Genomic DNA, 12,024 nt, shown 5'->3' with positions numbered 1-12,024 from the left:
GAGCAGTACAGTGACTATGGGGCTATAGCTGTATGAAACTGTCCGAAGTGTTGTAAAGGGGATTTCAATCTTAATTTGATTGGTATTCGCAGTGCCGACCGCAACGCCAATACTTTTAATGATCGCCTCGCCGTTGCCTGGCGTTTTGACAGGATACCACATTGCCTGGTGTTTGCCGCCACCACGGACCCCGGCACCTTTTGGCGAGAAAACCCGCTCAATATCGATGGCACAGCCATTTTAGTTCCTGGGCAATATACGGGGCTATGGCAATTGGGGCTGCACCAAGGGAAATACCGCGCATTAGTGCAGCGGAGGCCGGTGCGGGTGTACCGGGACAATAACCGGGACACTGTACTTAATGTGGACGCCCCAATCGATGACGGGCTATTCGGAATTAATTGCCACAGGGCCAGCGGAACCCATCAAAGCCAGCGCGTGGACAAATGGAACGCTGGTTGTCAGGTACTGGCAGACCCTTTTGATTTTGCATTGTTAATCGCCTTGTGTGATCGGGCGGCGGAACAGTGGGGAACCACTTTTACATACACCCTTTTAGAAGAGGCGGATCTATGAAGCTGTTAAAGAAACTGGTGGATGTTGCAGCGGGCGGTATTGGCAATTTGGCATTTGATGTTGCACAGAAATATTTTCCACTGGGCATGAGTGAAACGGAGCGTGAAAAAGCACGCTTGGATTTTGAAAATATGGAGTTTCAGCGCATTCGCCAAGCAGACGCGGCAGCATTGGCGGCAGAGCAGGCGCAAACGGAGCGTATCAAAGCTCTGGAAGGTTCCGCCAGTGATCTTAAATCAATGCCTATTTTGGGGCCTCTGGTACTTTTCTTGCGCGGTTGCCAGCGTCCCTTGTGGGGATTTTCCACTCTTTATTTAGATTGGCTTTGGTTTAGTCAGTGGAATCTCACATCAGGTCAAGAGACGGCGCTAATCGTTATTAACTCCTTGGTGCTGGGTTTCCTATTTGGTGAGCGTGCAGTTCGGAATATGTCGCCAATGATCGCTGAGGTATTTAAGGCGCGCGCGGGAGTGAGATAGTGGTAAACCTCACTGAGCAGCAAGCGGAAGCGGTGGCTAATCGAGTCGCAAAAAAAACTGTAGAAGAATTACTGCAAAAACTGGGCATGGATACGGAAGACGTGCGCGAGCAGCAAAAAGATTTTGCCCACCTTCGCCAACAACGCCAGGCATCAGAACAAGTGGCGGCCTGGAGCAAACGGATTTTACTGGGCATTTTTATTTCCAGTCTGGTTGGAATTTTAGTGGCCGGCTTAAAAGCGGGCCTGAATGTAAAAGGGTAATTACCGAAACCCTAATTTTTTTGAGGAAAAAGACAATGGCAAAAGCAAACGCAGAAACCACGAACGAAAATACACAAGACTTTGAAGTGAATGTAGAAGGCCAAGACATTCAATTTAATGTGACCCGTTCCGATTACAACAAATTAGTGAATCAGCTTGGACCGGGTAACAAGGTGAATGCCTTCCACAATTTCCTGGTATCCACCGTCACCGATGAAAGCAAGCCAGCACTGCTAAAGGTATTAACGGATAAACCCGGCAGTGAAATTGCGATTGGCTCCGATATTTATGAAGCCTACACCCCAGATCTGAAAGTCACCGTAAAAAAGCGTTAGCCCTTGCCGACAGGATGGCGGAAAACGGGTATAGCCAACTGTGCGCCTATGCGCGTAAGTGGCTACCCGGTGAGCCGCTCACAGAAGACACCTTAGCAACCGCAACAATGTTAGAGCGGGAATACTGGAAGAACTTTGAAGCCGCCATAACCAACGGAATTGGCAAAGCCTGGAAAAAGTAGCGCAATGAGCACCAAGTTTGAAAAGCTGATGTTTCGTATTGGTTTGATCGATAAGGCCAGCGGCCCTATCGGCAAAATTGATACGCAAATGCAAAAGCTCTCCACCCGTGCCACCGTGGGCGGTGCCATGCTCGGTGGTGCGGCGGCGGGGGGCTGGGCTTTGCAGCGCTCTCTTTCCGGGCTGCTGGGGCCTTCCATCGAACTTAACCGCGCAATGGGCGAGGTGCGCAGCCTCGACGTACACGGGGAAGCGCTGGAGAAACTACAGCGCACGGCGATAGCCTCCTCTATTCAATACGGTACCAGCGCGGCAGATTTTATTCGTGCGTCTTATGATATTCAGAGCGCTATCTCTGGTTTGAAGGGCGGTGAGCTGGCCAAGTTTACCGAGGCCAGCGCGGTACTTGCGCAGGGTACAAAATCCGATGTAGCCACGATCACCGATTACATGGGCACCCTGTACGGGATTTTCCAGAAGGACGCCAAGCGGCTGGGCAAGGCCCAATGGGTGGAGCTGGTGGCAGGGCAGACGGCTAGCGCTGTGCAGATGTTTAAAACCACCGGGGCAGAGATGGCCGCCGCCTATTCCACTTTAGGGGCTGAGGGACAATCCCACGGAATTCAAATGGCCGAACAGATGGCCATTATGGGCCAGCTACAGGCCACCATGAGCGGCAGCGAGGCGGGCACCAAATACAAGGCATTCCTACAGGGCGTAGGCAAGGCACAGGGCGAACTTGGGCTTCAGTTTACCGATAGCCAAGGGCGAATGCTGCCCATGCTGGATATCCTCGGCAAGCTGCAAGGACGGCTGGCGGGTTTAGGCTCAGTGGAGCAGGGGCAACTGCTGATGAAGGCATTTGGCCGTAAAGAGGCGGTATCTCTGATTCAGCAGCTCATGCTGGATACCAAAGGGCTGGCCAATAATATTCAGGCCCTCGGCAATGTTAAGGGCATGGAAAAGGCCAGGCGTATGGCTGCCGAAATTGCCGACCCATTTGACCGTTGGCGCGAAAGTAGCAAGGCCGTACGCGGGGTGATAGGCAATGCCTTGTTACCGGTAATTACCCCACTAATTGATAAATTCACCGAGGCAAACGCAACCCTGGTGGATTGGTCTTATAAATTCCCGCACCTCACGAAAGCCATAGGCATTACCACCCTGGTAATTGTTGGATTGATTTCCATCGTGTTGCTATTTGCCGCCGTAGGTGGCGTGGTGCAATTAACCATGGCCGGTTTAATTGGTTTACAAACCGCTTGGGCAGGGGTAACGGCGCTAGGATCTGGTGCTTTGGCACTACTCACTAAAGGTCTCAAGGCTGCACGGATTGCCACTTTATTATTTAGCTTGTCTCTATACGCCAATCCCCTGGTATGGATAGCCGCTGCCGTGATCGGTTTAATTGCAGGTTTGGCGATGTTGGTCATTCACTGGGATACGGTCAAGGCTGCAACCCTTGGTTTTATTAACAGCTTTGTTGAGCGCTGGGGTGAAATTCGCAAAGCGATAGAAAGTAATCCGATAACACGGATTCTAGCGGCGCCATTCTTATTTGCCGTGGATAGCGTGGGCTTCCTGTTCAAGCAGATGATGAAAATCCCCGCGTTATTTACTCGCCTGAAAAGCTGGTTGAGCGACTTTAATTTATTTGAGGCGCTGGGCCGTGCGGCGGATTGGGCGATAGAAAAATTAAACCAGATACCGGGAATCCATATTGAGTCCAATGTGGAGAAAGAGCGCTCCAGTATTCCCAAGGTTTCAACGCCGCAATACCAGCCAAGCACGGTGCCTGCCGGGGGCATTGCTCAACAGATCCAAAACAACCAGCGCGGCGGCACACATATCGAAAAGGTAGAAGTCTATAACCCGGCGAGTGGTTATGGCTTTGTGGATGAAATGGAAATGGCGGCGGGCTAATGGTGGAACCTCAATATCAAGATTTGTTAATTGTTGGCAATGACATCGCCTTAGATGCGGTTGGCGTACCGATGGGCATTAGTGACCGCCCATCGATAGCACAGGATATTAAGCACATGATCCGCGAAAGCGGTTTATTAGTCGAATTGGTGGGTGAACGACAGGCCGATAAATGGTCCTTAAATTTATCCCGCCTTGAGAACCTTGTGGAGAGTGATACTCGTATTCAACCGGGTACGGCAAAGATCACCCGCGTAGAATCGGAAACCGTTTTAGTCAGTGCAAAAACTGTCGAGTATCAACACATAGAGTTCACCCTATGAGCGAACAGCAGTTATTTACCAATCTATTAAAAGAGGGCGGCATTCCTACCACGGAAGAGGAAGTGCGCAAGGAATTTGAAAAGGAAGTGGACGCGGAAAAAGTCGCCTTTACCAATAACCGGGAAATCTCCCCCTGGTGGCGCATGGTAACGGCGTTAATTACCAAGCCGGTAATCTGGTTGATTCACGCTTTAATTAATTCAGTCATGCCACAAATTTATGTGAAGACGGCAACAGGGCCTTTTCTGGCGTTACTGGCCGATGGGGTAAACCTAAAACCCAAGGTAAAAACCAAGGCAAAAGGATTTGTGCAGTTCGCCCGCGCGGATAGTTCCGGTTCCCTGGATGTGCCCCAGAATACGGCAATACAGAGTCCGGTGATTAACGGGCGAGTGTATACCTTACGCACGACCGCGAAAGCTACTTTTAGCGATGGGCGGGACACAGTGTTGGCTCCTGTAGAAGCTGAGGAAACCGGCAGTGCCTATAACCTGGCAGCGGGTTATTACTCTGTTTTGCCGGTGTTGTTACCGGGAATCATTGCGGTAACAAACCTTGCTGACTGGCTGGCACACCCCGGCACCGACGACGAAGACCCGGAAGAATTACGCAAGCGCATTCGGACCCAGTTTATGGCGGTGAACCAATGGCATACTGACGCGGTGTACCGCTCTTTGATCGCGGGCTTTGATGGGGTGAATGATGGCAACGTATTTTTTGATAGCAATGCACCGCGCGGCCCTGGTACAGCAAACGCCTATGTCATGTTTGAGATTGGCAATCCAGATGCCAGCTTTATTCAAAGCATACAAAGAAAAATTACTGATGAAGGCAATCACGGACACGGGGACGATTTAAAAGTATTTGCGATGCCGGAAACACAACACGATATCGCCGTAACGGTTTATACCATCGATGGCTTGAGCGGGGATACCAAGGACCATATCAAAGCAGACGTTGAAAACTATGTGAAAGCCGCATTCCGTGAAAGCCGGGAGTATACGCCAACCCTGGTGAGGCCCTGGAGCCGCTTTTCTTTTTCCCTACTGGGCGGCGAGTTACATAGACAGTTTGAGTTACTGCGCGGTGTTGATTTCAGTATTGACTACATCGTAAGCCAAATGGATCTACCGAGAATTAAAAGCCTGACGGTGACGGTCGTATGATGGATTTGAAATTGCCTTTTTGGCTGTCTGGCCCTCAGCTTTCGAAATTACGTAAAGCTTGCCAGCATTTCTGGGAGCGGGTGGAAGACTGGCTTTATTGGCCGGTGCGTCAGCTGGACCCGGAAACCTGTATACCGGGCGCCCTGCATCTGCTCGCATGGCAAAGAGGGGTCGAGCGCTTTGAAGGGGAGTCTATGCGGCTGTATCGCTTGCGCGTGAAATATGCGTTTGTGAATGCACAGGATGCGGGCAGCGTGGCCGGGCTTAAGCGTATCTTTGAACGCTTATTGATTGGTTATGTAGAAATTGAAGAGCGAATGCCCAACCGCGATTGGGATGTGATCAAACTGCATTTAACGGATTCACAGCTGGCAGACCACCCAGAACTTTTACAAATCATTTTGCGTAAGTATGGCCGACTGTGCCGCCGTTATGAATTTGAGGTTTTAACACCGATACAAGCGCAACTGCGTAGCGCGGATTGTGGCCACGATAACGGCTATTTAACAGCTTCACTGTAGGGGGAGAAAATGCCCGCAATTATTAATACCGGAGCGGCTTATATTGCCGCCAAAACCGGCGCCAGTGAGCCGGTGGAAATCACCCAGTTTGTGCTGGCGGATATTGACGGCCTGGACCATAGCCAGCCGGTCAGTCTGGCCGAAACCCTGCCCGCCGCAAACACGATTGTTTTTCAGGCGGCAGTTTCCCAAAAGGGATATTTAACCCCTGACAAGGTGGTTTATTCCTTATCCATGGATACCAGTATTGGGGATTTCCATTTTAACTGGCTGGGCCTGCTGGCCAGTGATGGCACCCTGGTAGCGGTGGCCTATGTACCGCGCACTCTAAAAGTGGCTACCGCGAACGGGATACAGGGCAACAGTATTACCCGCAATTTCCTTTTACAGTTTGCCGATGCGCAACAGGCCACAGGAATCAACGTACCCGCCGAAACCTGGCAGATTGATCTGAGTGCCTGGTTAAATGCGATGGATGAGCGAGAGCGTGTCAGTAATCGGGATATCTATGGGCGCTCCAGCTTCTTCGGTGATGGCTGGAAACTGGAGCAGGATGGCAGCAGTTATAAGTTAAAGCCTGGCATTGGCTATGTTGCAGGAATTCGCATTGTTAACGCACAGGAAATGACGATTGCGGCCCCGAGTTCTATTCCCAAAGAAATCTGCCTGGATGTTTCTCTGCAAAAGGGGGTTAATCAGGCTGTTGCTGTAATCACGATTTTTATGGGTAGCCCTGTTGATTATGTTGATGGCTCGGGAGTCCAGCATTACGTAGAAAAAATTTCCTACATTATGCCAACTGGTGCCACCTCAGACCGTCGCACCGTCTATGACGTAGGCGAGCTGGGGCTGATCAATTTTATCCTGACTCGGACTAATATTTACGTTTCCCAGCAGCAATACGCCTCCACCACCGAGCATGGCATTGTTAAACGCTCGACAAAAGCGCAGGTATTAGCGCGTGCTGATGATCAAACCTATGTTTCCCCGAAACAGTTATGGGCGGCCCTGGATCATTTAATTCCACTCAATGTCGGGGTTTTCTGGCATGGAATTATTGATGATATTCCTGAAGGTTGGGCGCTGTGCGATGGTCAGGACGGGCGACCGAATGCTATTAACAGAGTAATTGTGTGTGCGGGTGATGAATACCAGCCGGACGCTATTGGTGGCGAGGACACGCGAAGCACCAGCAGCAATGGGGCACACTCCCACGGGGCTTCCACGGCCAGCGCTGGGGCACACTCCCATAGCGGCCAGGCTAATGATGGAGGCGCACACAGTCACGGGGCTTCAACGGCCAGTGCCGGCAGCCATTCTCATAGTGCTTCTACAGGAAGTGCGGGCAGTCACTCCCATACTATTTCGGTATATAACCATACGCTGGCTACTTCTCGTATTCCATCTCACGGCCACAGTATTAACAGTGTGAAGCTCTTGAAATACCCCGGTTATGAATGGTCCAACTTCGGTCCAGATTATGACCCTGGTGACGCTGACGGGGCCACTGTGACCGGTGCCAATAATGGTGGCGGCGGAGCCCATAACCACTCGGCGGGCAGTAATTCCACGGGATCACATACCCACAGCGTAAGCATTGGTAATAACGGCACGCACAGCCATTCCGTGACGGTAAATAGTGGTGGTACTCACAAACACAGCTTATCCATTGATAGTGCTGGGGCACACTCTCACAGCGTATCTGTGAATAGTGATGGCAGCCATTCCCATTCCGTCGATGTACGCCAACGCTATTACGCGGCGGCGCATATTGTTCGAGTTGCTTAGGAGAAATCATGAAATTTTCAATTATTAACGGGGACGCCGGAGACGATACGGTGGTGGTCGATGGGGCGGCATTCCATTTTGATTTGGCCGGGCTAATTGATGATTCTATTTGGGCGGTGCAATGGAGCGATGATAGCGGCAAGCCTGAAGGGGAGATTGAGCACCGTGACGGCACCCATAAAAAATTCAAATCGATAAAACCCTTTCAAAAAATTATTGATCGCTGGCATGAAGAAAAAGCCCAAGCTGAAGAAGGTGAAGTACAGCAACAAGCTTTTTTTAAAAGCAAAGAGTATGCACTCGATGTTATTAATAATTTGGCCGGCAAGGCACGCAAGCGTTTTGTGCCTATCGGCTACGGCATGACGGATGAATACGCAAGGGTGAAAGACGCGGCGCAGCAGTTTGCAGAGGCAGGCTTTACGGGTGAAGTGCCGGCAGCGGTGCAAACCCATGCGGAAGTAAAAGGCGTTTCCCCACAGCAAGCCGCAGAAACAATTTTACAGGCTGCCAGTAATTGGAATAACGCACTGGATAAGATTCGTGAAATCCGTATTAAAGCCAAATCGGAAGTAGAAGCAGCAGGAGAAGACGCAGATTATCTTGCCATCGCTCAGCCATTTTTAGCCACATTAAAAGCCCTGGAGAATTAAGTGATGAATGTTGGAAATAAAATTAAAGATTTTTTGCGTTGGCATTTTGAACCACGCCACTTATCTACGCCGTTTGCTACGACCAATAACTTGGCGACTATTGAAGTACTCGAAGGCGGTCGAGGAGCGGTAGTGCGTGGGCATACGCATATTTATATTTTTGGTGTGCGTATTGCTAGCATCCAGCGCACTAAGCCCTGGGAGGGCTGATTTCCGATGACCTGGCAGCGCGCACAAGTCCAATTTCCCCCCAGTGCTAAGAGTCTCAGCGATGCAGTTGATGCAACCCTGGCACAAGGCAAAGGGGAAACCAGCTCGGCACTGTTGCGACTGGGGGAAATCTCCCCCAGCTTTGCGACCAACCCAACGGCGAGCACGGCAACCGGCAGTGGGGCAACTCAGAATAGCCTGGTGGATTTGTTCGGGGCAGAGATGCGCGCTTTAGTGGTTCATCCTTATCAGGAGAGCGTAGGGCAAGGGGAAAGCTATTCTCGACACCTCAGCGCGCCCAATGCGCAACAGGCCCTGGTGGCCAAGCTGGGGGACGCCTGGGACAGCCACAAGCCAGCCGGCACCCTGGAAGCCGTGTGTATCCTGATTGCAGAACAGACGCTGACCACCTTCGCCGCCAGGTTAAAAGCAGCCTGCCAGCTGTTCCCCATTTCTGAGCTGTGCGAGGCGGAACACCGCGCGGAGCAACTGTTGCGGCTGGAGTCTGAAAAGTCGGTGCTCCCTGGAGCGCCTCTAGGCGGTCACTGGAGGCCGCGCCGGCTTACCCAGTTACAGACAGCCCGTTGGGCTTCGCAAGCGATAGGGGCGGAGATTGCCAGCGCCTACGGCTACGAAGTGGAAAACACCAACCCCCTGCAGGAGCTGCAAACCCTGGCCACAAAGAAACAGCAACACCTGGATAGGGTACGGGCTGAGACGGAAACCCTAGCCGCCCGGTTTACCGGGACCGGCAATACCTATTGCCTATTTGCTACGGGAACAACCCGGCAGATTGCTAGCCGGGTAACTTCTTCGCACCCCTTTGACCACAACCACGTATTTAGTGCGGCCATGCTGTTTACCGCAGCCCCTGGAGAGCTAACCGTTTTGAAAGAGTTGTTCGGGCTATGAGATTAAATGACTTTGTACTGCGCGGCTCTGAAATCACCGTGAACGGCGTTTTACGGATTGAGACGGAATCTCTCGGCGGTAATACCAGCAGCACCGACCGGGCAAAGAATGGCATCAAGCCAAAAGCCCTGACAGTTTCCCTGGTGATTGCCTTTAATAAATCCGTCGATCTGTCAGAGCTGTTACAGCAAGCCGAATCCGTCGATGAAAACGGGAAACTGAAGGTCTTTGATATTGTGGACGATACCGCAAAGGCTATGAATATCCGGCAGGTTCAATTTAATGAGGCGTTCAATGTTCGCCAGATTCCAGAAAAGAAAGCCTGGCGGGTAAATTTCACCTTATCGGAATATTTATCTATTCCAGAAAAAGCAGAACAGCGACAAAAAACCCAGACGACCCAGCAGCAGAGCGCTAACGGTGAAGCGATAGCCGCCTCAGACACAGAACAGCAAGACGGGACAGAAACTCTAACCGGCTTTGAAAAGGTATTGAAGTTTGCCGACGATGCACTAGCCCCGGATACGGAGGAGAGTGCCGGTGCAGTTGCATAAACGGCTGACAGTGAATGGTGAAGTGGTGCCCCTCATCGATGACGATGTGCGGCTAGATTTATTTTCCCCTGGCCGCGCGGCTTTTAAAGTGCGCAGCGCCTCAAATTTAAAAGGGCTGGTGCAATTGGATTTGGGATATAACCCCAACCAGCTTCAGCGCTTTTTTATCGGCTATGTGGTGAATTGCACAGCAATAGATAGCGACCAGAAAAAGCTACTGTGTCGCGAGCTGACTGCCTCGCTTGCGCAAGTAGTCCCACTGGCTGAGCGCTATGTCACCCTGGCCGGGGTGCTGGGGGTTGTGTCTGCAATGACCGGCTTACAGTTTGTCACCGGTACGGGAAGTTATACCGACAATAAAGCCCCGGCTTTTTACAGTGCCGGGACCGGCTATTGGGTGATGGATCACTTAAGGAAAGCCTTCGGTATACCGCAATACACCTGGCAGCAGCAGGGCGACGGCAAAGTCTTTGTTGGCAGTTGGTCCAATAGTTATTGGGCGGGCCGCTTCCTGGAGCTGCCTATGGGGTTTACTACAAACTTTGGTATCGCCAATCGGGCCAGAGTGGCTTGTATTCCAAGACTGCGCCCCGGTGTGTTTTTAAATGGAAGCTATATCACCAAGGTAGAGCTTGCCGGTAATTTTATGAATCTGGCCTGGAGTGCGGACCCGTGGAACAACAAATAAACCGGATGATTGGCCGGCTCTACCCCGAAATAAAAAGCGGATTACATTTGCCGATCTTGGCCAAGGTGGTGGCAATTAGTGACCCCATGGAAAAGCCGGAACTGGCAGAAGAGTTTCGCCCCCGTTATGGCGTGGATGTGCAGGTAATAACGCCTGAAGGCAAAGCGGGGGAGAAATTGCCCATTTTCCGTAGTGTGCCGCTGCCACTACAATTTGCCGGCAATGAGCGCGGGGCTTTTGGTTTTCCGCAACCGGGCACGGTAGTTGAATTGGCTTTTGCCTATGGCCAGCCGGACCAGCCTTTTATTCGCACCGTGCTATCGCGCGGGGTAGGGGTTCCGACGCTCGACCGCGAGGATTTACTTTGGCAGCAAAGCGACTCAGTACGACAAAAGGTGGACGCCAGCGCAGAGTGGAGCCGGGAAACCCATGGGGATATTCGAGAGAAATCATTACGCAGGATTACAGAGGCCGCCGAAATTATAGCGAGCTGCGACAGTGAATGCCGACAAATACGGGAACATTCCGTAGAAGAGGTGGCTGGCGTAAAAATAATTGAAGCCCTTGGAGCTTTACGTTTCTTATCTGCTGGCGGCCTGAACTTATCCGCGCTGGATAATCTAAATATTACAACAGCCAGTGATATTAATATTTCAGCGGGCCGTGATGTAAAAGAACAGATCGGCAATATTCGCGAATCAGTGGCCAAGGACCGCCAAACCATCAAAGTAAAAGACGGCGGAAAGGTTTGGTTAGGCAGTGAATCTTTAAACGTGCTGAAGGTGTTGGAGGATTTAATCGAGGTGGTATCGGCCCTGGCCGGAACTCTCGCTACACATACGCACCCCAGTAATGGAAAAAAACCAGATCAGGATGCGGGAATTAATGGGCACAAGAGCAGTGCGGATAGTTTGAAATCTCAGCTTAGCGCGGTTCGGGCTTAAGCTGGTTATACACTTAAAAGGAGAGAGGTTATGAATAATAGAGTAAACAGATACGCCATTTTCGCAGAACGGGTTCACTTGATGAATGGCGGAGCTAAGAGCTTTAGAGGTTCTGCGCCTACTGAAGAGGCGGCAATGGAGTTAGCAAAAGAGATTGCGAAATCTAAAAAAGCGGCGTTTTATTCTTGGTTGCAGATTTTGGATATTGTGACGGGGAAGTTTACTGAGTATTCAATTGAGAGGAGTGGGGTGTTGGTAGAGAGGTGTCCCGATATATAATGATGGTACTAAATCAAAATCTAACGCCTCCTCTAGGAGCTTAAAATAACTCCCTAGGAGACGTGTGTAATAACTAAGGTGGGAGCGTTGGGTATTAATTTTCCGGAAGGACAATGTTAACGATTGTTGTTTCTCTAACTTGATGCTTGGTTGTTTATTATATTTTTCTTTCTTGATCAATACTTCGGACAGTTTTAGGGGGCGAAATAGGTAGGAACCACGGCCAGATA

17 protein-coding genes are annotated in these 12,024 nt (G+C 51.0%); all 17 read left to right on the top strand.

What is annotated here, in order from left to right:
* Nucleotides 1-75 precede the first annotated feature (75 nt).
* From MO867_RS18240 to MO867_RS18160, 17 genes are read left to right on the top strand one after another with little or no spacing between them, the layout of a single operon-like run.
* A complete protein-coding gene (locus MO867_RS18240; RefSeq protein ID WP_252471839.1) occupies nt 76-576 on the top strand; it encodes a hypothetical protein in 501 nt (166 codons plus the stop codon).
* Nucleotides 573-1,055 carry a hypothetical protein gene (locus MO867_RS18235; RefSeq protein ID WP_252471837.1) on the top strand — a complete coding sequence of 161 codons (483 nt, stop codon included), beginning with the start codon at nt 573-575 and terminating at the stop codon, nt 1,053-1,055. The genes MO867_RS18240 and MO867_RS18235 overlap by 4 nt, the downstream gene beginning before the upstream one ends.
* The gene (locus tag MO867_RS18230) at nt 1,055-1,318 is read left to right on the top strand and encodes a hypothetical protein (RefSeq protein ID WP_252471835.1); all 264 of its coding nucleotides are present in this window, start codon (nt 1,055-1,057) and stop codon (nt 1,316-1,318) included. Before MO867_RS18235 ends, MO867_RS18230 begins: the two co-directional genes overlap by 1 nt.
* Nucleotides 1,319-1,353: 35 nt before the next feature.
* Nucleotides 1,354-1,653, top strand: a complete 300-nt coding sequence (locus tag MO867_RS18225) for a putative phage tail assembly chaperone (protein WP_252471833.1) — start codon at nt 1,354-1,356, stop codon at nt 1,651-1,653.
* Between the two features lie 14 nt (nt 1,654-1,667).
* The gene (locus MO867_RS18220) at nt 1,668-1,835 is read left to right on the top strand and encodes a DUF6890 family protein (protein ID WP_226648127.1); all 168 of its coding nucleotides are present in this window, start codon (nt 1,668-1,670) and stop codon (nt 1,833-1,835) included.
* Nucleotides 1,836-1,839: 4 nt separating this feature from the next.
* Entirely contained in the window at nt 1,840-3,756 is a 1,917-nt protein-coding gene (locus tag MO867_RS18215; protein ID WP_252471831.1) for a phage tail tape measure protein, read from the top strand.
* The gene (locus MO867_RS18210; RefSeq protein WP_252471829.1) at nt 3,756-4,079 is read left to right on the top strand and encodes a DUF2590 family protein; all 324 of its coding nucleotides are present in this window, start codon (nt 3,756-3,758) and stop codon (nt 4,077-4,079) included. Before MO867_RS18215 ends, MO867_RS18210 begins: the two co-directional genes overlap by 1 nt.
* On the top strand, nt 4,076-5,245 hold the full coding sequence (locus MO867_RS18205; protein ID WP_252471828.1) for a baseplate J/gp47 family protein: 1,170 nt from the start codon (nt 4,076-4,078) through the stop codon (nt 5,243-5,245). Before MO867_RS18210 ends, MO867_RS18205 begins: the two co-directional genes overlap by 4 nt.
* Entirely contained in the window at nt 5,242-5,766 is a 525-nt protein-coding gene (locus MO867_RS18200; RefSeq protein WP_252471826.1) for a phage tail protein, read from the top strand. Before MO867_RS18205 ends, MO867_RS18200 begins: the two co-directional genes overlap by 4 nt.
* Nucleotides 5,767-5,775: 9 nt before the next feature.
* Nucleotides 5,776-7,554: a phage tail-collar fiber domain-containing protein gene (locus MO867_RS18195; RefSeq protein ID WP_252471824.1), complete on the top strand. Its 1,779-nt coding sequence runs from the start codon at nt 5,776-5,778 to the stop codon at nt 7,552-7,554.
* A gap of 8 nt (nt 7,555-7,562) precedes the next feature.
* Nucleotides 7,563-8,207, top strand: a complete 645-nt coding sequence (locus tag MO867_RS18190; protein ID WP_252471822.1) for a hypothetical protein — start codon at nt 7,563-7,565, stop codon at nt 8,205-8,207.
* Nucleotides 8,208-8,210: 3 nt separating this feature from the next.
* Nucleotides 8,211-8,417 carry a hypothetical protein gene (locus MO867_RS18185; protein ID WP_252471820.1) on the top strand — a complete coding sequence of 69 codons (207 nt, stop codon included), beginning with the start codon at nt 8,211-8,213 and terminating at the stop codon, nt 8,415-8,417.
* A gap of 6 nt (nt 8,418-8,423) precedes the next feature.
* Nucleotides 8,424-9,329 carry a hypothetical protein gene (locus tag MO867_RS18180; RefSeq protein WP_252471817.1) on the top strand — a complete coding sequence of 302 codons (906 nt, stop codon included), beginning with the start codon at nt 8,424-8,426 and terminating at the stop codon, nt 9,327-9,329.
* On the top strand, nt 9,326-9,883 hold the full coding sequence (locus tag MO867_RS18175; protein ID WP_252471815.1) for a baseplate complex protein: 558 nt from the start codon (nt 9,326-9,328) through the stop codon (nt 9,881-9,883). The genes MO867_RS18180 and MO867_RS18175 overlap by 4 nt, the downstream gene beginning before the upstream one ends.
* Nucleotides 9,870-10,571 (top strand): hypothetical protein, encoded by a 702-nt coding sequence (locus MO867_RS18170; protein ID WP_252471813.1) that lies wholly within the window; start codon nt 9,870-9,872, stop codon nt 10,569-10,571. Before MO867_RS18175 ends, MO867_RS18170 begins: the two co-directional genes overlap by 14 nt.
* The gene (locus tag MO867_RS18165; RefSeq protein ID WP_252471811.1) at nt 10,556-11,515 is read left to right on the top strand and encodes a hypothetical protein; all 960 of its coding nucleotides are present in this window, start codon (nt 10,556-10,558) and stop codon (nt 11,513-11,515) included. The genes MO867_RS18170 and MO867_RS18165 overlap by 16 nt, the downstream gene beginning before the upstream one ends.
* A gap of 30 nt (nt 11,516-11,545) precedes the next feature.
* On the top strand, nt 11,546-11,794 hold the full coding sequence (locus MO867_RS18160) for a hypothetical protein (protein ID WP_252471809.1): 249 nt from the start codon (nt 11,546-11,548) through the stop codon (nt 11,792-11,794).
* Nucleotides 11,795-12,024: the final 230 nt, after the last annotated feature.

It is taken from the genome of Microbulbifer okhotskensis, from assembly GCF_023895975.1.
Taxonomy (GTDB): domain Bacteria; phylum Pseudomonadota; class Gammaproteobacteria; order Pseudomonadales; family Cellvibrionaceae; genus Microbulbifer; species Microbulbifer okhotskensis.
The sequence above is the reverse complement of the archived record's forward strand: the minus strand, read 5'-3'. Positions and strand labels throughout refer to the sequence as shown.

Bases quoted from the DNA above. Each gene is read 5' to 3' on its own strand.
- MO867_RS18175 (WP_252471815.1), top strand. From the start codon at position 9,326: ATGAGATTAAATGACTTTGTACTGCGCGGCTCTGAAATCACCGTGAAC.
- MO867_RS18235 (WP_252471837.1), top strand. From the start codon at position 573: ATGAAGCTGTTAAAGAAACTGGTGGATGTTGCAGCGGGCGGTATTGGC.
- MO867_RS18180 (WP_252471817.1), top strand. From the start codon at position 8,424: ATGACCTGGCAGCGCGCACAAGTCCAATTTCCCCCCAGTGCTAAGAGT.
- MO867_RS18200 (WP_252471826.1), top strand. From the start codon at position 5,242: ATGATGGATTTGAAATTGCCTTTTTGGCTGTCTGGCCCTCAGCTTTCG.
- MO867_RS18205 (WP_252471828.1), top strand. From the start codon at position 4,076: ATGAGCGAACAGCAGTTATTTACCAATCTATTAAAAGAGGGCGGCATT.
- MO867_RS18215 (WP_252471831.1), top strand. From the start codon at position 1,840: ATGAGCACCAAGTTTGAAAAGCTGATGTTTCGTATTGGTTTGATCGAT.
- MO867_RS18185 (WP_252471820.1), top strand. From the start codon at position 8,211: ATGAATGTTGGAAATAAAATTAAAGATTTTTTGCGTTGGCATTTTGAA.
- MO867_RS18225 (WP_252471833.1), top strand. From the start codon at position 1,354: ATGGCAAAAGCAAACGCAGAAACCACGAACGAAAATACACAAGACTTT.
- MO867_RS18210 (WP_252471829.1), top strand. From the start codon at position 3,756: ATGGTGGAACCTCAATATCAAGATTTGTTAATTGTTGGCAATGACATC.
- MO867_RS18195 (WP_252471824.1), top strand. From the start codon at position 5,776: ATGCCCGCAATTATTAATACCGGAGCGGCTTATATTGCCGCCAAAACC.
- MO867_RS18190 (WP_252471822.1), top strand. From the start codon at position 7,563: ATGAAATTTTCAATTATTAACGGGGACGCCGGAGACGATACGGTGGTG.
- MO867_RS18160 (WP_252471809.1), top strand. From the start codon at position 11,546: ATGAATAATAGAGTAAACAGATACGCCATTTTCGCAGAACGGGTTCAC.
- MO867_RS18220 (WP_226648127.1), top strand. From the start codon at position 1,668: ATGGCGGAAAACGGGTATAGCCAACTGTGCGCCTATGCGCGTAAGTGG.